At 76.3% G+C, this 18,976-nt stretch carries 14 protein-coding genes; 8 read left to right on the top strand and 6 right to left on the bottom strand.

The genetic code is table 11. The annotated features are described in order from the left end of the window. Positions 1-14 precede the first annotated feature (14 nt). The 7 genes from J4709_RS06205 to J4709_RS06175 all read left to right on the top strand — a co-directional run bounded on the left by J4709_RS06205 (position 15) and on the right by J4709_RS06175 (position 10,849). Positions 15-3,299 carry a DUF4132 domain-containing protein gene (locus J4709_RS06205; protein WP_208237909.1) on the top strand — a complete coding sequence of 1,095 codons (3,285 nt, stop codon included), beginning with the start codon at positions 15-17 and terminating at the stop codon, positions 3,297-3,299. A gap of 16 nt (positions 3,300-3,315) precedes the next feature. Continuing rightward, a complete protein-coding gene (locus J4709_RS06200; protein WP_208237907.1) occupies positions 3,316-4,464 on the top strand; it encodes an ATP-binding protein in 1,149 nt (382 codons plus the stop codon). Next, positions 4,464-6,737, top strand: a complete 2,274-nt coding sequence (locus tag J4709_RS06195) for a DUF5682 family protein (RefSeq protein ID WP_208237905.1) — start codon at positions 4,464-4,466, stop codon at positions 6,735-6,737. Before J4709_RS06200 ends, J4709_RS06195 begins: the two co-directional genes overlap by 1 nt. Then, positions 6,734-7,900, top strand: a complete 1,167-nt coding sequence (locus J4709_RS06190; RefSeq protein ID WP_208237903.1) for a VWA domain-containing protein — start codon at positions 6,734-6,736, stop codon at positions 7,898-7,900. Before J4709_RS06195 ends, J4709_RS06190 begins: the two co-directional genes overlap by 4 nt. Continuing rightward, positions 7,897-9,858 (top strand): YehQ family protein, encoded by a 1,962-nt coding sequence (locus J4709_RS06185; protein ID WP_208237901.1) that lies wholly within the window; start codon positions 7,897-7,899, stop codon positions 9,856-9,858. The genes J4709_RS06190 and J4709_RS06185 overlap by 4 nt, the downstream gene beginning before the upstream one ends. Positions 9,859-10,078: 220 nt before the next feature. Then, the gene (locus J4709_RS06180) at positions 10,079-10,456 is read left to right on the top strand and encodes a hypothetical protein (RefSeq protein WP_208237899.1); all 378 of its coding nucleotides are present in this window, start codon (positions 10,079-10,081) and stop codon (positions 10,454-10,456) included. 48 nt (positions 10,457-10,504) lie between these two features. Beyond that, positions 10,505-10,849 (top strand): hypothetical protein, encoded by a 345-nt coding sequence (locus J4709_RS06175; RefSeq protein WP_208237897.1) that lies wholly within the window; start codon positions 10,505-10,507, stop codon positions 10,847-10,849. 96 nt (positions 10,850-10,945) lie between these two features. Here the strand turns inward: J4709_RS06175 and J4709_RS06170 are convergent, their stop codons facing one another. Next, the gene (locus J4709_RS06170; RefSeq protein ID WP_232383074.1) at positions 10,946-11,551 is read right to left on the bottom strand and encodes a PadR family transcriptional regulator; all 606 of its coding nucleotides are present in this window, start codon (positions 11,549-11,551) and stop codon (positions 10,946-10,948) included. A gap of 64 nt (positions 11,552-11,615) precedes the next feature. On the opposite strand from J4709_RS06170, the gene J4709_RS06165 reads away from it, so the two are divergent. Next, entirely contained in the window at positions 11,616-12,794 is a 1,179-nt protein-coding gene (locus J4709_RS06165) for an FAD-dependent oxidoreductase (protein ID WP_232383073.1), read from the top strand. A gap of 47 nt (positions 12,795-12,841) precedes the next feature. Here the strand turns inward: J4709_RS06165 and J4709_RS06160 are convergent, their stop codons facing one another. The 5 genes from J4709_RS06160 to J4709_RS06140 are packed head-to-tail and all read right to left on the bottom strand — an operon-like array spanning position 12,842 to position 18,972. Beyond that, positions 12,842-13,780 carry an MBL fold metallo-hydrolase gene (locus tag J4709_RS06160; protein WP_208237895.1) on the bottom strand — a complete coding sequence of 313 codons (939 nt, stop codon included), beginning with the start codon at positions 13,778-13,780 and terminating at the stop codon, positions 12,842-12,844. Positions 13,781-13,806: 26 nt separating this feature from the next. Further along, complete coding sequence (locus J4709_RS06155; protein WP_307801023.1) at positions 13,807-14,982, bottom strand: vWA domain-containing protein; 1,176 nt, start codon at positions 14,980-14,982, stop codon at positions 13,807-13,809. Then, positions 14,979-16,169: an AAA family ATPase gene (locus J4709_RS06150; RefSeq protein WP_307801022.1), complete on the bottom strand. Its 1,191-nt coding sequence runs from the start codon at positions 16,167-16,169 to the stop codon at positions 14,979-14,981. Before J4709_RS06150 ends, J4709_RS06155 begins: the two co-directional genes overlap by 4 nt. Next, entirely contained in the window at positions 16,166-17,842 is a 1,677-nt protein-coding gene (locus J4709_RS06145; protein ID WP_208237893.1) for an ankyrin repeat domain-containing protein, read from the bottom strand. Before J4709_RS06145 ends, J4709_RS06150 begins: the two co-directional genes overlap by 4 nt. Beyond that, on the bottom strand, positions 17,839-18,972 hold the full coding sequence (locus J4709_RS06140) for a leucine-rich repeat domain-containing protein (RefSeq protein WP_208237891.1): 1,134 nt from the start codon (positions 18,970-18,972) through the stop codon (positions 17,839-17,841). Before J4709_RS06140 ends, J4709_RS06145 begins: the two co-directional genes overlap by 4 nt. Between the last annotated feature and the right edge of the window lie 4 nt (positions 18,973-18,976).

Raw genomic sequence — 18,976 nt, 5'->3', positions numbered from 1 at the left:
TAGCGTGGGGCGGCATGGAAGATCACCTCCCCGATGAGGACGCGCTGGTGCTCCCCGAGGCGTGGCGGCGGGCGTTGCACCCGCGGCGCGGCGGCGCGCCCGGCCCCAAGGTCAATGTCGACGGCTCGGCGCCGGGGACGGCTCAGGCCTACCTGAAGCGGGCCGCGGGGACGGTGGACCCTTTCCTGGAGGTCGGGCACGGCGATCCCGCGCTCGTCGACGCGGCGCGGCGGCACCTCGGCGGGGACCCCGATCCGCGCGGCGCGGCGGCGGTCGCGGCCGTCACGGTGGCGGGCGTCGGCCCCTACTACCGGCGGGAGGTCCACGAGGCGTTCGCCGACGGCTGGGTGACCGAGCACGGGCTCGGCTTCGCGGCCGGCGCGCTGGTGGAGCTCAGCCGGACGGTGGCGAGCTATCTGCGCAGTGCCGGCAGGAGCGGCTACCGGGTCGGTGCCGTCCACGGCCCCGACGACCACCTGGGAGGTGCGGCGCCGGAGGTGCTGCGGCGGGTCCGGGCGCTGCTGGCCGCGGCGTCCGACGAGGAGTACGCGGCCGCTGTCGAGCGCCTGGCGGGGCACCGGGCCGGGCCGGGGACGAAATGGGTCGCGTCCTACCTGGTCCCGACCCGGGAGGACTGGGTGGACGAGTGCTGCGCGCTTCCCGTCCCCGTGCGGCCCGAGGGCCACTGGCTCGTGCTCGCCACGCTCGGCAACGCGTCCCAACTGTCGGCCGCGCCCGCGCTCTCCGCCGACACCTCGAGCCGGGCGGTGCTCGCCACGATGGCGGACGGCATCGGCGCTGGAATACTGGGCTTCCTCCTCACCGCGGTCGATGGGAAGTCGTCCCTCAGGCTGGACGAGCGCCGCCACATCTTCGAGACCATCGCCGTGCTGCCGTCGGACGAGGCGTTCCAGGCCCTGATCGACCGGATCGACCGCGAGCACGCACGGGCGGCGCTGGTCGCGGCGGCGCGGCGGTTCCCCGCGCGGGCGCTGCGGCTGCTGGCCCGTGCGGGCGCCGCCGACCTGCTGGGCGCGCACCTCGACGCCAACGCCGACCTGGTGGCGGGGGTGCTGCCGGGGCTGCCGGACGACGAGGCCGCGCTGGTCCGGAGCGTCGCGGCGGAGTCCACCCGGGTGGCGGCGGCGGAACCGCATGAAGTGCCCCGCGTGCTGGCCGATCCGCCGTGGCTGCGCGTCCGGCGGCCCGTCGTGCCCGGGTTGCGGGCACCCGAGCCGCGGGTCGTGTGGCGCGACGGCGAGCGGCAGGCGTGGCTGGACGCCGACCCGGACGTCCCGCTCCCGGACGGCACCGACTGGGACGCCTACGCCGAGGTCTACGGGACCCGCTACCAGAAGATCCGCCCGTTGCAGCTGATCGTGCACGGACCGGAGGAGCTGGTCCGTCCCCTCCTCGCCGAGTTCACCGACTACTCCGAGTACTCCCCGGCCCCATGGGTGCGGCGCCTGGTGGCGCGCTACGGGATCGACGCACTGCCCGTCGCGATCCGGACCTCGGTGGAGGGCCCGCAGACCAACGCCGTCCACCTGACGCCGTTCCTGGACGCCGGCGTCGTGGAGCTGATGGCGGAGTGGTCGACCAAGCCGGCGAAGTTCCAGGAGCCGGCCCGCCGCTGGCTCGACCGGAACGGCCTCGACGCGGTCGGGCCGCTCGTCCCGGCGGCCCTCGGCGAGAAGGGCAAGCAGCGGGCACAGGCCGAAACCGCCCTGCGCCACGTGACGGACGCGCACGGCCTCGCCGGCGCCGTCGCCGCCGCCCGCGATGCCCACGGCGACGAGGCGGCGGCGGCCGTCGAGGAACTGCTGTCCGCGCCGCCGGCCGGGACCGGGCTGGAACGGCCCGCGAAGGTCGCGGGCTGGATCGATCCGGCGGCGCTGCCGCAGGTGCGGCTGCGCGGCCGCGACCGGGCGCTGCCCGTGGACGCGGTCCGGAGGCTGCTCGAACTGCTCACCCTGCCGACCTCCACCGGCATGGACGAGGTGAAGGGGCGCTGCGAGCCGGACTCCGTGGCCGCGTTCGGCCGGGCGCTGTTCCGCCAGTGGCGCGAGGCCGGGGCCCCGTCCAAGGACGGGTGGGCTCTGACGCAGCTCGGCCGCACCGGTGACGACGAGACGGTGCGGCTGCTGACGCCCGTCATCCGCGCGTGGCCGGGGGAGGGCGGGCACAAGAACGCCGTCAGGGGGCTGGGCGTCCTCGCCGAGATCGGGTCGGACGTCGCGCTGATGCACCTGCACGGCATCGCGCAGAAGGTGAAGTTCAAGGGCCTGAAGGCCGAGGCGCAGGCGCGTATCCGCGAGGTCGCGGACCGGCTCGGCCTCACCACCGAGCAGCTCGCCGACCGGCTCGTCCCGACGTTCGGGCTGGACGCGGCCGGGACGATGGTCCTCGACTACGGCCCGCGGCGGTTCGTCGTCGGCCTCGACGAGCACCTCGCGCCGTTCGTCTCCGACGAGGACGGCAAGCGCCGCAAGGCCCTCCCGAAGCCCGGCGCGAAGGACGACCCGGAGCTCGCCCCGGCCGCGCACCAGCGGTTCGCCGCGCTCAAGAAGGACCTGCGCGCCGCCGCGTCCGGGCAGCTCGTGCGCCTGGAGCAGGCCATGGTGACGCAGCGGGAGTGGACGCCGGCGGAGTTCGGCGAATTCATCGTCCGCCACCCCCTCGTCCGCCACATCGCCCGCCGCCTCGTCTGGATCGCGCAGGACGGCGGCACGGCGGCGGCGTTCCGCGTCGCCGAGGACGGGACCTTCGCCGACGCCGACGACGACGCGTTCGCGCTCCCCGAGAAGGCCCGCGTCCGCATCGCGCACCCGCTGCACCTCGACGGCGCCCTCGAAGCATGGTCGGAGGTGTTCGCCGACTACGAGATCATCCAGCCGTTCCCGCAGCTGAACCGGCCCGTCCGCGCGCTGACCGAGGAGGAGCGCGGCGGCGGGCGGCTGGAGCGGTTCGAGGGCCTGAAGGTGCCGTTCGGGAAGGTGCTCGGCCTGGTGAAGCGCGGCTGGGCGCGCGGTGAGCCGCAGGACGCGGGCGGCGAGCGGTGGATCTCCCGCCGCGTCGCCGCCGACCGGTACGTCGTCATCGACCTCGACCCCGGCATCTCGGTCGGCGCGGTCGACGCCACCGGCGACCACCAGACCCTCGACTACGTGTGGTTCGCCACCAAGCCCGCCGACTACTCGCCCCGCAAGGGCACCCCGCTGAAGTTCGGCGACCTCGACCCCGTCATGGCGTCGGAGATCCTCGCCGACCTGGACACGCTCGCCGAAGCCGCCGTCTGACCCCGGAACGGACACCATGCCCCTAGACACCACCGAGCCGCAGGACACCGTGGACCCCCAGGACGTCGTGGACCCCCAGGACACCGGCGACCAGCAGAGGCCGCCCGCGGAGGTGCGGTTCGCCGCCGAGCTGGAGCGGCTCCGCGAGAACGACGCGGGGCCGCGCCCGCCCGGCTGGGCGCTGAGCCTGACCGGCGCGCGCCGGTTCGTCGTCGGCGACGACGCGCTCGGCGTGACCCGCAAGTTCGTCGGCGACACCGCGCTGATCGACCGCGCGCTCGTCACCCTCGCCACCAGCCGCGGGCTGATGCTGGTCGGCGAGCCCGGCACCGCCAAGTCGCTGCTGTCGGAGCTGATCGCGGCGGCCGTGTCCGGCGCGTCCACGCTGACCATCCAGGGCGGCGCGGCGACCACCGAGGACCAGATCAGGTACTCGTGGAACTACGCGCTGCTGGTGTCGGAGGGGCCGTCGACGCGGTCGCTGGTCCCGGCGCCGCTGCTCACCGGGATGGCCGAGGGGAAGGTCGTCCGGTTCGAGGAGATCACCCGCTGCCCGCTGGAGGTGCAGGACTCGCTGCTGTCGCCGCTGTCGGACCGGGTGCTCGCGATTCCGGAGCTGACCGGGCCCGACGCGATGGTGTTCGCGCGGGACGGCTTCAACGTCATCGCGACCGCGAACACCCGCGACCGCGGCGTCAACGAGATGAGCGCCGCGCTGAAGCGGCGGTTCAACTTCGAGACGGTGTTCCCGATCGCCGACTTCGCGACCGAGCTGGACCTGGTCGAGCAGGAGGCGGCGCGGCTGCTGGAGCGCAGCGGCGTCGGCGTCGCGCCGCGCCGCGACGTCCTGGAGGTGCTGGTCACCACGTTCCGGGAGCTGCGCAACGCCACCACGGAGGAGGGCCGGGCGATGGACCGGCTGTCGGCCGTGATGAGCACGGCGGAGGCGGTGTCGGTCGCGCACGCGGTCGGCGTGCGGGGCTGGTTCCTGCGCGGCGAGGCGGGCGGCGCCGCCGACATCGTCGAGTGCCTCGCCGGGACGGCCGCCAAGGACAGCCCGGACGACCTGACCCGGCTGCGCCGCTACCTGGAGCAGCAGGCGCCGCGGCGCGACGGCGAGCAGTGGAGGGCGCTGCACGCGGCCCGGCACCGGCTGCCCGGCTGATGGCCGTCACGTTCGTCGGCGTCCGGCACCACAGCCCGGCGTGCGCGCGGCTCGTCCGCGACACGATCGCGCGGCTGCGCCCCGCGTACGTCCTGGTGGAGGGCCCCGCCGACTTCAACGGGCGGCTGGACGAGCTGCTCCTCGGGCACGAGCCGCCGATCGCGATCTACAGCTTCTACCGGGACGCGGCGCGGGTGCACTCGTCGTGGTCGCCGTTCTGCGGGTACTCGCCGGAGTGGACGGCGCTCAACGCGGGCCGGGCCGCCGGCGCGGAGCTGCGGTTCATCGACCTGCCCGCCTGGCATCCCGCGTTCGCGGCGCGCGGCAACCGGTACGCCGACGCCGAGCGCCGCTACGCCGACGCCACCGAGCGGCTGTGCCGGGAGTTCGCCGTCGACAACACCGACGTGCTGTGGGACCACCTGTTCGAGATCGACGCCGACGACCTGCCCGGGCGTCTCGACGCGTACTTCGACCTGGTGCGCGGCGAAGCGGAGCCGGGGCCCGACGATTCCGAGCGCGAGTCGTACATGGCGGCGTGGGTCCGGGCGGCGCGGGCCGACGCGGGCGACCGCCCGGTGGTCGTGGTGACGGGCGGGTTCCACAAGCCCGCGCTCGAAGCCCTCGTCCGCGCCGGCGGCACCGCGTGGCCCGAGGTGCCCGCGCCGGGGGAGGACGCGACGGGCGGCAGCTTCCTCGTCCCGTACTCGTTCCGGCGGCTCGACGCGTTCACCGGCTACCAGTCCGGCATGCCGTCGCCGGAGTACTACCAGCGGCTCTGGGAGGACGGCCCGGACGGCGCCGCCGCCGCGCTGACCGAGACCGTCGTGACGCGGCTGCGCCAGCGCAGGCAGGTGGTGTCGACCGCCGACCTGATCGCCGCGCGGACCCTCACCGAGGGCCTCACCCGGCTGCGCGGGCACCGCTCGCCCGCCCGCACCGACCTGCTCGACGGGCTGGTGTCCGCGCTGGTCGGCGAGGACCTCGACCAGCGGCTGCCGTGGACGTCGCGCGGCCCCCTCGCGCCGGGCGCGCATCCGGCCGTCGCGGAGATGGTGGCGGCGCTGAGCGGGAACCGCGTCGGCCGCCTGCACCGCGACACGCCCGCGCCGCCGCTCGTGCACGACGCCGCCGCCGAACTGGAGCGGCTCGGCCTCGCCGGCGGCGGCCGGATCACGCTGAAGCTGACCGCCGCGCGCGGGCTGGAGCGCAGCCGCGCGCTGCACCGGCTGCGGGTCCTCGGCATCCCCGGCGTGCGGCGCGAATCGGGCCCCGAGACCGGCGCCGACCCGGTGCTGGACGAGGTCTGGCACGTCGACACGTCCGACCCGGACGGCACCCGGACGGCGGCGCTGATCGAGGCCGGCGCCTACGGCCCGACCCTCGGCGACGCCGCGGCCGCCGTCCTGGACGAGCGGACGGCCGGCGCGGGCGGCGACATGGGACGGCTCGCGGAGGCGCTGTTCGACGCGGCGCTGTGCGGCTGCGCCGGGCAGTCCGGCCGGATCGCCGCGTCCCTCGCCGCCGGGGTCGCGGGCGCCTCCGACGTCGGCGCGCTCGGCCGCGCGCTGGACGTCGTCCTCGGCCTGTGGCGGCACGACCACGTCCTCGGCACGGCCCGCAGCCCGCTGTTCGGCACCGTCATCGAGGAGTGCACCGAGCGGATCCTGTGGCTCGCCGAAGGGATCCGCGGCGGCCCCGGGCCCGCCGACCGCGCCCGGCTGGGGGCGCTCGCCGCGGCCCGCGACGCGCTGCTGCACGCGTCCGGGACGCTGCGCGTCGACCGGGACGCGGCGCTCGGTGTCGCCCGCCGCGTCGCCGCCGCCCCCGACGCGCCGCCCGACCTGCGCGGCGCGGCGTTCGGCCTCGGCCGGGCGCTCGGCGACACCGCCGACCCGGCCCGCGCGGTCCGCGGCGCCGCCGCGCCGCGGGTGTTCGGCGACTGGCTCGCCGGGCTGTTCGCGCTGGCCAGGCAGGAGGTCATCGACCCGGGCGGGACCGTCCTCGCCGTCCTGGACGAGCTGGTCGGCGCCCTCACCGAGGAGGACTTCCTCATCGCGCTGCCCGCGCTGCGGCAGGCGTTCGAGTACTTCCCGCCGCGCGAGCGGGAGACGATCGCCGGGCGGCTGCTGGCCCGCCGCGGCCAGGGCGGATCCGCCCGCGCGCTGCTGCGCGCGCCCCGCGACCCGCTCGTCGTGGCCGAGGCGCGCGCCCTGGAGGAGCGCGTCGACCGCGCCCTGCACGCCGCCGGACTCACCGGAGGACGACCATGACCCCACCCGAGAGTCCCGGCGGGGACCTGGAACGCTGGCGGCTCATCCTCGGCGCGCCCGCCGGCGGCGCGGCCGGGCCGCTGGGCGGCGACGCCGCCGCCCGCGACCGCGCCCTCGACTGGCTCTACGGCCGCGACCCGGAGCTCGCGCGGCGCGGCGTCCGGCGCGGCGCCTCGCACGGCGACGGCCGCACCGACGACCGGACCGGCGGCGACGGCCCGTCCGCGCTCACCACCGTCGACTGGCTGGACGACGTGCACCGGCTGTTCCCCAAGGAGACGATCGAGCGGCTGGAACGCGACGCCGTCGAGCGCTACGAGATCCACGACATCGTCACCGACCCGGCGGTGCTGGAGCGGATCGAGCCGGACCGGGCGCTGCTGCGCGCCGTCATGCGCACCAAGCACCTGATGAACCCGGAGGTGCTCGCGCTCGCGCGGCGGATCGTCGAGGCCGTGGTGCGGGAACTCATGGAGAAGCTCGCCACGGAGGTCAGGCAGGCGTTCCATGGGACGCGGTCGCGGCGGCCGAGCCGGATCCGCAACTCCCGCAACTTCGACTTCCACGGGACGGTCCGCGCGAACCTCCGGCACTACCGGCCCGACGAGCGGCGCCTCTACATCGAGAACCCGCGGTTCGTGTCGCGGACGCGGCGGCACGTCGAGCAGTGGCAGATGATCCTGCTGGTCGACCAGTCCGGCTCGATGCTCGACTCGGTGATCCACTCGGCGGTCACCGCCGCCTGCCTGTGGGGGCTGCCGGGCCTGAAGACCCACCTCGTCGCGTTCGACACCTCCGTCGTGGACCTGACGTCCGACGTCACCGACCCCGCGGAGCTGCTGATGAAGGTGCAGCTCGGCGGCGGCACCGACATCGCCCGCGCGGTCGCCTACGGCGCCGGCCTGGTCGACAACCCGCGCCGCGCGATCCTCGCCGTCATCAGCGACTTCTACGAGGGCGGCGACGCCGGGAGGCTCGTCCGGGAGGTGCGGCGGCTGGCCGAGCAGGGCACCTGCGTGCTCGGACTCGCCGCGCTGGACGGCGACGCCAACCCCACCTACGACCGCGAGATGGGCCGCCGGCTCGCCGCCGCCGGCGCGCACGTCGGCGCGATGACGCCCGGCCGGCTCGCCGAGTTCGTCGCGGAGAGGATCGGATCGTGACGCGCGCCGACCTGCTCGCGCTGACGCCGGACGCGCTCGCCGCCCTCGCCAACCGGGGGCTGGTCAAGCGCGCCACGAAGGACCTGGACGCGGGGAACGGCCCCGAGACGACCGTCGCGCCGGACGGCGGCGTCGAGGGCCGGTACCCCGACGGGACCACCGCGGCGCTGCCCGCGGGCGCGGGCCTGGAGGCCGCGACCTGCACCTGCGCCGCGACCGGGACGTGCCGCCATCAGATCGGCCTCGTCCTGGCCTACCAGCGCGGCGCCGCCGCCGATGCGCCCGAGGAGGAGCCGGCCCCGGCCGAGGCGGCCGACTGGTCGCCCGGGTCGCTGGACGACGACGCGCTCGCCGCCGTCCTCGGTCGCCGCGCCCTCACCGCCGCCCGCCGCGCCCACCGTGCCGGCTACGCCGCCGCGGTCCACCGGCCGACGCCGGACGACCCCGTCGCGCGCGTCGAGCTCCAGACCTGCACCGTCCGGTTCCTCGTGCCCGGCGAGCTCGGCTACGTGCACACCGACGCCGTCGCGTCCGTCCGCGGTGAGATGACCGTGCTGGCCGCCTGGGCGTTCCGCGCCGCCGACGAGCAGGGCCTCACCGGCACCGACGTCCGGCTCGACGTCGGCGGCGAAGGGAAGGGCGCGGACGGCTCCGGCGGCCTCGACGCGGCCGCCCGCCTCGTCGACCAGGTGCTGCTGGAGGGCGCGGTGCACGCCGGGCCCGTCCTCGCCACCGCGCTGCGCCGCACCGCCGCCGAACTGGCCGCGCGGAACCTGCACTGGCCCGCCGGCGCCGTCGACGACCTCGCCGGGCAGCTCACCGCCTACCACGAGCGCGACGCCGGCCACGATCCCGCGCGGTTCGCCGCGCTGATCGCCGAGGTGCACGCGCGGCACCGGGCATCCGCCGCCGGCGGCACCCGCTCGCAGGTGCTCGGCACCGACGAGTCCGCCGAGACGCCGCTGCGCCGCGTCCGGCTCACCGCGCTCGGCTGCCGCGTCGGTGGCACCGACCGGCTCCGCACCGCCGACCTGTTCCTCGCGCACGCCGGGACCGGCGTCGTCCTGGTGCTCAAGCGCCGCTGGAACGTCCCGGACGGAGAGGTGCTCACCGGCGCCGACCTCGCCGGGCGCCGGATCCTCGGGTCGCCGCTGCGCGCGCTCGCCGCCTCGAACGTGGTGTCGGAGAGCGCCTCGCGGAGCGCCGGCCGGGTCGTCCGCGTCGCCGCCGGACGGATCGCCAAGACGACCGTGACCCCGCTCGGCAACGCCTGGGAGGGGCTGCCCGCCGGGCTGCTCGTCCGCGACCTGAAGGCCGAGGAGCGGGCGCTGGACGCGCTGCCGCCGCGCCTCGTGCGGCCGCGCGTCGAGGCCGAGCTGGTGCGCGCGGTCGAGATCGCCGAGGTGTGCGACGTCGGCTACCACCCCGGCGCGCAGCGGCTCGAGGCGGTGGTCGCGGACGCGGCGGGCGCGACGGCGGTCGTGTCCGCCGAGCACGGCCCGTACCGCCCGGCCGCGCTCGACGCGCTCGCGGCGGCGCTGGCCGACGCGCCCCGGATGGTCACCGGCGCGGTGCGCCGCGACCGGGGCGGGCTCGTCATCGACCCGTTCGCGGTGCTGACCGCGTCGGGCACCGTCGTTCCCGACCTGGCGCCCGGCGACGGCGCCGCCGTGCTCGACGGCCCGTCCGCCGCCGCGCCGGACCCGCTCGGCGACGTCGTCCACGCCGCACTCGACGTCTGCGCGGAGGCGGCGCACCGCGGCCTGCTGCACGTCCTGCCGGGCCTGCGCGACCGGATCGCCCGCGCCGCCGACGACCTGCGGCGCATCGGCCTGCGCACCGCCGCCGCGACCCTCGCCGACCTCGCCGGGACGCTCGGCGCCGACGATCCGCACCGCGCGGCGGAGGCGTGGGCCACCGCGCACATCCGCCTCCTGGCGACCGCCGAGCTCCGCTGACGAGATCCATCTCACACTGGCGGCCCGGGCGGCGGCGCTGAGCAGCGCGGCGGCCGCGACACGCCCGGGCTCCGGGGGCGCGGACCGGGGCCCGGGAGCGCCGGGACCCTTGCGCGCGAAGATCACCCGGTGCCAGCCTTGGACCGTCCGCGGAGGGGTTTTCGGCCTGACCGGCAGGGCCAATCCGCGGGCGCTCCTGGACTCCACGGAAAGGCGCAACGTGAAGTACCGCACGATCGTTCCCGCCCTGCTCGGCGCCGGAGTGGCCGCCGCCCTCGTGGGCGCGCCCGCCGCGTCCGCCGCGACGGCCCCGTCCGGCGGCAAGGTGTCCGCGGCCGCGACGCACCACAAGTCCGCGTCCTGCAAGTCGCCGAAGGGCAGCAAGATCAACATCTCGTGGGGTGACGGCAACGTCTCCACGACCGTCTACTACAACAACCACTGCTCCCAGAAGCGCGCCATCTGGCTGGACTTCCGGCGCTCGAACGGCACCTACTTCAGCAAGTGCTTCGTCGCCCCGGCCAAGAAGAAGAGCCACAAGAAGATCGGCAACAGCATGCCGTACAAGGTCAGCATCCTGTCCAAGGGCTCCTGCTGACCCGCCGCTCCACCCACGACCGCAACCCGCCAACGAGGAGGATCTCCCATGTCCGCGCGTTCGGGTAGGACCGGCCTGCGCACCCGCGCCGCCGTCATCGCCACCGCCGCCGTCGCGACCGCCGGGCTCGGCGTCGGCGTCGGCGCCGCCCCCGCCTCGGCGTCCGTGCACCGCGGCGTCGCCGGCTGCTTCGCCTGGTCCTGGGGCGACGGCAACACCTCGGTCACGGTGTACTGGCACAACCGCTGCAAGACGACCCACAAGCTGAAGATCAAGTACAGCCTGAGCTGGACGTACAAGACCTACAGCACGAACGTCAAGGCCAATGCCAAGGGCCACAAGAAGTTCCAGACCGCCTCCATCGTGTCCATCACGGACGCGGGGCGCGCCTGACCATCGGCAAGCGAGGGAGGGGTGCGGCGCACGGCGCCGCACCCCTCCCTCTTCCGTGCGCCTTCTCTTTCTCGTGCGTCTTCTCTCGCGGCGCCGTCACCGGGCGCCGCTGTCGAACGCCGCCAGCATCTCCCGGCTCCAGGTGAGCCGGCCCGCGCGCAGGTCGTCGACGACCGAGCGCACCCAGCCGGTCTCGGCGGCCGTGACCGCGCGCATGTACTCCGTGTCGAGCATGGTGACGCGCGGCAGGCCCATCTCCGCCTCCTCGCCGAGGCTCGCGTCCAGCCCGGCCAGGTCCTTCTCCAGTTCCCGCAGGCGCTCCTCCAGCAGGCCCAGCAGTTCGGCGGGCGGCAGCAGCATCGCGTTCGACACCGCCGCCGGGAACTCGGGGAACTCCCGCTTCGGCGCCGCGAGCATCGCGCGGATCCAGGTCCGCGCCGTCTCCCGCCCGGCCTCGGTCACCTCGTAGACGGTCCGCTCCGGGTACTGGCTGCCGCGCTCGGTCTGCCGGACGGCGATCAGCCCGGCCGCGTTGAGCCGGTCGATCGTCCGGTACAGGCTCGCGCGCTGCTCGACGTTGACGACCTGCTCCTTGCCCCACTCCTTGATCAGCCGCTGGATCCCGTACGGGTGCAGCGGCCGGGTGTGCAGCAGCGCCAGCACGGTCAGGGCCAGCGGGGAACTGCGGACGGGTGCGCTCATGCACCGATACTAGCCGCATGCACACTAGTTGACTTGCAACTAGTTTCAGTGTGACTATGAGGCCATGACGACGCGAGGAGACGACATGACCCCCGACCGGACGGCCCTGGTGATCGGCGGCGGCATCGCGGGCCCGGTGACGGCCCTGGCCCTGCGCAAGGCGGGCATCGACGCGACCGTGTACGAGACGCACCCCGCCGAGCAGGACGGCGGCGCCGCGCTGACCGTCGCGCCGAACGGCCTCAACGCGCTGGAGGTGATCGGCGCCGCCGACGCCGTCCGCGCCGCCGGCCGCCCGATGCCCGGCATGGCGATGGGGGACGGCAAGGGCAACCGGTTCGCCGAGTTCGCCGGCCTCCCCGGCCTGCCCGCGAGCCACGTCCTGGCCAGGGCCGACCTGAACCGCGCCCTGCACGACCACGCCGCCGCCCGCGGCGTCAAGATCGAGTACGGGAAGCGGCTGACCGGCGCGGAGGAGACCGCCGGCGCCGTCACCGCGCACTTCGACGACGGCACCACCGCCACCGCCGACCTCCTGGTCGGCGCGGACGGCATCCGCTCCACCGTCCGCCGCCTCATCGACCCGGCCGCGCCCGGCCCCGAGTACACCGGGCTCATCGGGATCGGCGGGACCGCGTCCGGCAGCGGCGTGATGCCCGACCCTGACACCATGTATTTCGCGTTCGGCGCCCGCGCGTTCCTCGGCTACTGGTGGACGCCCGACGGCCGCGTCGCCTGGTTCAGCAACGTCCCCGAGCCCGACGCGGCCACCGCGTTCGCCTCGCGGAACACGCCGCCCGCGCAGTGGCTCGAGCGGCTCCGCGACCTGCACGCCGACGACGTCCCCGGCGGCGCGCTGCTGCGGCACAGCCGGGCCGAGGACCTGTTCGTCCTCGGCGGCATCGAGATCATGCCGCGCGTCCCGCACTGGCACCGCGGCCGGATGGTCCTCGTCGGCGACTCCGCGCACGCGCCGTCGCCGAGCTCGGGGCAGGGCGCGTCGCTGGCGATCGAGAGCGCGGTGGAGCTAGCCCGCTGCCTGCGCGACCTGCCGGACCCGGCCGCCGCGTTCACCGCCTACGAGGAGCTGCGGCGCCCGCGCGTCGAGGCGATCGCCGCTGCCGCCGCGCAGACGAACAAGGAGAAGTCGGCGGGCGGCCCGGCCGGCCCGGTCGACCCGGAGCAGATGTTCGGGTTCGTGCAGCGGTTCCGCGTCGACTGGGACGAGCGCGTCACCGCCTAGCCGGCCGCGTCACCGCCTAGCCGGCCGCGTCACCGCCGGGCGGGCCGTCAGGCCCGGCAGGTCAGGGGACGGCCGCCGTTGTAGTCGACCATCTCCAGCAGGGCCGTGGCGGTGTCGATCTCGCCGCCCGGCTCCAGGCCGTCCAGCTCGGCGTACGCCCGGTGCAGGTTGCCGACGATCCGCTCGGAGTCGGTCAGCTCCGCGTACTCGCCGAGATCGGCCTCCCGGGCTGCCTCCAGCGGGGACAGCCCGGCGGCCTTGCCGTCCGCCGCCGTCGCCTGCAGGAACCGCAGGTAGCCGAGGACGCGGCCGATCAGCTCCGGGCCCGCCACGGGCCCGTGCCCCGGGACGATCACCGCCGCGTCCAGCGGCGCGACGACCTCCTCCAGCACCGCGATCGCGCCCGCCACCGACCCCTGCATCACGAACGGGGTGCCGCCGTTGAACAGCAGGTCGCCGCAGAACAGCACGCGGCGCTCCGGGATCCACACGATCGAGTCGTTGGTGGTGTGCGCGGCGGTGCCGACGTGCCGGACCTCGCAGCGCAGGTCCCCGGACCACAGCGTGACGCCGCCGGTGTAGGTGAGGAAGGGCGGCTCGACCTCGACGCCGCCCCACTCCACCTTCGTCCAGAACGGCTCGTCGAACGGCCTGCCCCACGCGAGCGCGTTCTCGCGGGTCCGCTCGTGGCCGACGATGGTGGCGCCGGAGAACAGGTAGTTGCCGAAGGTGTGGTCGCCGTGGTGGTGGGTGTTCACCAGCGTCCGGACGGGCCGGTCGGTGACCGTCCGGATCGCGTCCAGGTAGGCGCGGGTGCGGCGCTTGGTCGAGCACGCGTCGACACTGATCACCCCGCGCTCGGCGGCGAGGAAGCCGGTGTTGTTGATCCACCAGGTGCCGTCCGGTTGGACGTAGGCGAACACGCCGTCGGACACCTCCTCCAGGCGCGGCTCGCCGGGGCCGTCGCGTCCGGGCACGTCGCTCATGGGCGCCTCCCTCGTCCAGACGTACCCTACGAGGCCCGGTCGATCCGGACCGTCTCCACCCACCGGGGCGGGTCGAAGGTGCAGTCGCCGACGAGCACGGCGATCAGCCGGCAGGACGGGGACTCCTCCGGCCACGGCGTGTACCCGTCGGTGAGGACGATCACGACCTGCGGCCGGTCGGGCTGCGCGAGCGCCCGCGCGATCCCGACCCGCATGTCGGTGCCGCCGCCCCCGCCGAGCTCGACCTGCTCGACCGACGTCACCCGCGACACCGCCTGCACGTCGGCGTCGCAGGCCAGCACGGTCACCCGGTTGCCGCGGACGCCGACCTCCCGCAGCACCCCGGTGACCTCGGCGAGCGCCGCCGCCAGCTCGTCGTCGCCCATGGACCCGGACGTGTCGATCACGATCGCGACGCGGGGCAGCGGGCGGCGCAGGCTCGGCAGCACGGCGCCGCGCAGCGCGGGGGTGCGGCGCGACGGCCGCCGGTAGGTGTAGTCGACGGCGCCGCCCGCCCACGCGACCGCCTCCCGCACCGCGCCCGCCAGCACCCGCCGCCAGTCCACGACCGGTTCGAGGACCTGGTCGGCCCACCGCTGCCACCCGCCGGGCAGCGTCCCGCGCGCCCGCTGGTGCGCCCGCATCGCCTCGGCGGTCGCGCGCCGCAGCGCCTCCGCCTCGGTCGCCCGCACCGACGGCGCGCCCGCCCCGTCCGGCTCCCACGGCATCGGCACGCCGTGCGCGCCCGACCCGCAGTCGTGGTGCGGCTGCGCGGGGACGCCCTTCAGGTACTCCTCGAACATCCGCCCCTCGGGCAGCCCGAAGTCGCGGGGATGCATCCGCCCGGCGGGCAGCGGCAGCCCGTCGGCGAGCAGGTCGTCGTTGATCTCGCAGTCCTGCGCGATGTTGACCCGCCCGTGGTCGCGCTGGTCGGCGGCCGGCAGCCGGGACGCGCGGCCGTGGTGGTCGCGCAGCAGGTGCGCGACCTCGTGGATCCACACGCCCGCCAGCTCCTCGACGGGCGTGGCGTCCACGAACGCGGGCGAGACGTAGCACCGCCAGTGCCGGTCGACGCCCATCGTCGGCACCCGGCCGCTCGGCACGACCGTCAGCGAGTACAGCGCGGACGCCAGGTAGGGGCGGTCGCCGGCGGCCTTGAAGCGGGCGGCGAGCAGCTTCGTCCGGTCCAGCACGGCGGTCACGCGCCCGGCAGCGCGCCGGACAGCTGCAGGATGTCGATGAACGCGTCGATCCCCGGCGGCACCGGCCACCGGACGTCGCGCAGCGCAGCCAGGTCCGACGCGGCGCGCGCCGCCACGTCCGGGACGCCCGCGTCGACCGCCTTCGCCAGCACCTCCCAGCCCGCCTCCCACCGCCTGCGGGTGCAGTCGCCCTGCACCGAGGAGACCACCGCGGTCAGGAACGCCAGCTGCCGGTCACCGCGCTCGGGCAGCGCGAACGCCTTCGGGTCGGCCAGCACCCGGTCGGGGTCGGGCAGGTCCAGCTCCTCCAGGTAGGAGAGCAGTTCGAGGCCCGCGCCGTCGCCGATCGCGCCGATCACCGCGGCGGACACCGCCTCCTGCCCGGCGCCCGTCGCGTACCCGGTGGCGAGCAGCCGCAGCGCCATCTCCCAGCTGCGCGGCGACGGCCATGCGCCGCCCCGCGCCTCGGCGTCCTCCGGCAGGTGGTGCGCGAGCCCGGGCCGCGCCGTGAGGAACCCGGACACGGCGCCGCGCGCGCGGGCGATCGCGGCGGACGCCTTCGACCCGTCCACCACCGGGACGGTCAGCTCCGGCCAGGTGCCCGCCATCCCGCGCGCCACCGTGCGCGGGTCGTGCGTCCAGTGCAGGTGGACGAACCGGTTCGCCAGCGGCGGCGACAGGTGCCAGCCGTCCGCCGCGCTCGCCGGCGGGTTCGCCGCCGCGACGACCCGGACCGGCGCCGGCAGCCGCAGGCTGCCGACCCGCCGCTCCAGCACGACGCGCAGCAGCGCCGCCTGCACCGCCGGCGGCGCCGACGACAGCTCGTCGAAGAACACGACGCCGCGGCCCGCGGCCGCCAGCCGCACCGCCCAGTCCGGCGGCGCCATCGGCACCCCCGTCGCGGCCGGGTCGTCCCCGATGATCGGCAGCCCGGCGAAGTCGGACGGCTCGTGCACGCTCGCGATGACCGTCTCCAGCGGGACACCGAGCCCCTCGGCGAGCCGCTCCATGCCCGCGGACTTGCCGATGCCCGGCTCGCCCCACAGCAGCACCGGGATGTTCGCCGACACCGCCAGCGCGAGCGCCTCCAGCTGCACGCTGCGCGCCGGCTCGGCGCGCCAGGCGCCGGCCCGCCGGTTCAGCTCGTCCGCCGCGTCGAGCGGCCCCGTCACGGTCTCGGTGGTCACGGCAGGAACTCCAGATCGTCGCGTTCGGCCTTCTCGGCGGCCTTGCTCAGGGTGGACGGGCCGTGCGGCGGCATCGGGGCCGCCGCGATCTCGGTGCGCGCCCCGGCGTCCAGCAGCGCGCGCACCAGCGCGGGGGAGCCGTGGTGCTGGACGGCGAGGAGCGCCGGCGTGCGGCCGTCGCGGTCGGCGGCGTCGACGTCGAGGCCCGCCTCCAGCAGCCGAGGCAGCAGCGCCTCGTGGTCCATCGCGTAGAGGGCGTGCAGGAGCGTCCAGCCGCGGCCGTCCGTCACGTGCGGGTCGAGCCCGGCGTCCAGCAGGCGCAGGACGCCGTCGGCGTCGCCGTGCCGGGCGCGCAGGAACACCTCGTTCCGGTGCCGCCGCAGCGCGCGCGGCAGCCGGCCCGCCCCCGACCGCCAGGCCCGGCGGGCCGCGAAGCAGCCGCCGACCGCGCCGCCGAACGCGCCGAACGCCTGCTCGCGGCGCGCCTCCTCCTCGGTGTGCGGGATCCGCAGGTCGCCGTCGCCCAGCCTGACCTTGTGCCACACCCCTTCACAGCGCACCCGCACCGTCGCCGGCAGCCTGTGGCCGGGCCCATCGGCAGGGCCGTCCTGCGGCGGACGGCCGGGGAAGAGCGCCGACCGGACGAGCGGATGCAGTTCGTCCGGGGCGAGCAGCCCGCCGCGGAGCAGGTCGAGGTCGGGCAGGTCGTGCCAGCATCCCGGGGCGGGCGTGCGCCGCCGCGTCTCGCCGGTGTGCGCCGGCCAGACCAGCGGGCGCTCGCGCCGCCCGCCCGCCTCGACGCGCACGGTGACCTGCCGGTCCGGCAGCCGGACCAGCGCGGACAGCGGGCGGCCGCCGCGCCCCGCCAGGCGCCGGATCCGGTGCGCGAGCATCGGCGCCGCCGTGCCCAGCCGGGACAGATCGGACCACGGGCCGCGCTCCCACGGCTGCGTCTTCGGATGCTCCTCCAGGACCAGCCCGATCCCCACGGCGTCGAAGGCCGCCTGGATCTCCGCGCGTCCGGCGCCGGGCCGCCCGGCGAGCAGCAGCGCCCATTCGGCCCGGGCAACGGCATCGCCGGGGCCGGGGTCGGACGCGGGCAGCTCGCCCGGGTCGCGGGGCGTGCCGTCCGCGTGGAAGAACGGGACGCGCCCGTGCCCGCCGTAGTGCTCGGCCAGCTCGTGGCAGTGCCGGTCGTCGAACAGGTACCGGTCGGCGGTCCAGTCCTCGTCCGCCGAGACCGCGGACGCCAGTTCCAGCGCCGGCCGCTGCGGCGCGAACGCCGTCGGCGGTGCCGCGACCTGCAGCACCGCAGACCATGGCGCCCCTGGCGCGCGGTAGCGGGTGAGCGCGAACCGCCGTCCGGCGGTGAACGTGCTCACGCCCCCGGCCTGGAACGCGTCCCGGGGCAGGTGCCAGTGCAGCAGGTCCGGGACGAGATGCCGCAGGTCCTCCTCCAGCCGGGCCGCCTCCTGCGCGCCGTGCTCGCGCGCGACGTCCGCCGGGTCGAACGCGACGTCGACGCGCGCCGCCGCGCAGGCGCCGCGCCAGTCGCCAGCCCGCCGCCGCTCGGCCGCCTTCGCGACCGCGGCGGGCGGCAGGCCGTACCTGCGGGCGCGCTGCCAGGCCGGCCCGATCTCACGCCAGGACGGGGGAGGGTGGAAGACCGTCAACGGTAGACGCTCGCGATCGCGTGCACGTCGGGGTGCGGGCGGGCCGCCGGGCGCAGCCGCTCCGCGAACGCGCGCTTCACCCTGCGCGGGACGCCCGGGCCGAGACCGACGTACTCCAGCCGGCTCTCCGCGCCGACGCCGGCCAGCAGCGTCTTCGCGCCGCGCCCGGTCAGGCCGGTGTGGCTCAGCCCGAGACGGCGCAGCGGGCTGCCGGGCAGCGCCGCTGCGAGCGCCGCCGCGCCCTCGTCGCCGGTGGCGTTGGGCGGCGCGCCGAGTGCCCGCTCCGACGGCGGCCGGCTCAGGTCCAGCGCCTCGATCGCGCCGAGCGCCCCGGCCAGCGACCGCGCGCCGTCCGGCCCGACGCCGTTGCCGCCGAGACCGAACCGCACCGGGCGCCCCGCCGACTCCGCCGCCGACGCCAGCACCGCGGCACCCTCGTCGCCGAGGTGGTTCGCGGGCGCGTACAGCTCGCGGACGCCCGCGTCGCGGACCAGCGCGGCCAGCAGGTCCGCCGCGTCCGGGCCGATGCCGTTCCCGCCGACGAACAGCCGCTCCAGCGGCACGTCCCGGGCCGTCAGCGCGCCGAGCAGCGCACGCAGGCCGTCCATGCCGAGACCGGTGTTGACCAGGTCCAGCGTCCGGATCGCCGTGTTGCGGCGCAGCATCGCGGCGACCGCCCGCGCGCCCGCGTCACCGACGGGGTTGCGCTTCAGCCACAGCGCACGCACCTCCCCGTCGGATGCGAGCCGGTCCGCGAGCACCGCCGCGCCGTCCCCGTCGATGCGGTTGCAGCCGAGGTACAGCGTCCGGACGCCGTGGCCCGGCTCCAGCGCGCCGGCGATCGTCCGCGCGCCCTCGCCGCCCATCGCGTTCGTCCCGAGCAGCAGGTGCACCGCGTGCGGCGACGCGACCGCCGCCGGGACGAGCCGCGCCACCCCCGCCGCCCCGAGCCCCTGCTTGCACAGGTCCACGCGGCCGTCGCCGCGCAGCGTCCCGAGCGGGAACGCCTCGTCGCCCTCGACCGGCGCGGCGTCGGCGAGCCGCGCCAGCAGCGGCGCCAGCGCGGCCGGGTCGGCCCGCGGCACGTCCGGGTGCTCGATCGCCGGGCAGCGTACGGGGGTCGGCTCCATGCTG

This window comes from Actinomadura violacea (assembly GCF_017573465.1).
Taxonomy (GTDB): Bacteria; Actinomycetota; Actinomycetes; order Streptosporangiales; family Streptosporangiaceae; genus Spirillospora; species Spirillospora violacea.
This window is presented reverse-complemented; position numbering and strand designations above follow the sequence as displayed.

Excerpts from the sequence above, each read along its gene's own strand:
- J4709_RS06160 (WP_208237895.1), bottom strand. The coding sequence starts at position 13,780 with ATGAGCGACGTGCCCGGACGCGACGGCCCCGGCGAGCCGCGCCTGGAG.
- J4709_RS06175 (WP_208237897.1), top strand. The coding sequence starts at position 10,505 with ATGTCCGCGCGTTCGGGTAGGACCGGCCTGCGCACCCGCGCCGCCGTC.
- J4709_RS06195 (WP_208237905.1), top strand. The coding sequence starts at position 4,464 with ATGGCCGTCACGTTCGTCGGCGTCCGGCACCACAGCCCGGCGTGCGCG.
- J4709_RS06205 (WP_208237909.1), top strand. The coding sequence starts at position 15 with ATGGAAGATCACCTCCCCGATGAGGACGCGCTGGTGCTCCCCGAGGCG.
- J4709_RS06190 (WP_208237903.1), top strand. The coding sequence starts at position 6,734 with ATGACCCCACCCGAGAGTCCCGGCGGGGACCTGGAACGCTGGCGGCTC.
- J4709_RS06200 (WP_208237907.1), top strand. The coding sequence starts at position 3,316 with ATGCCCCTAGACACCACCGAGCCGCAGGACACCGTGGACCCCCAGGAC.
- J4709_RS06165 (WP_232383073.1), top strand. The coding sequence starts at position 11,616 with ATGACGACGCGAGGAGACGACATGACCCCCGACCGGACGGCCCTGGTG.
- J4709_RS06170 (WP_232383074.1), bottom strand. The coding sequence starts at position 11,551 with ATGAGCGCACCCGTCCGCAGTTCCCCGCTGGCCCTGACCGTGCTGGCG.
- J4709_RS06140 (WP_208237891.1), bottom strand. The coding sequence starts at position 18,972 with ATGGAGCCGACCCCCGTACGCTGCCCGGCGATCGAGCACCCGGACGTG.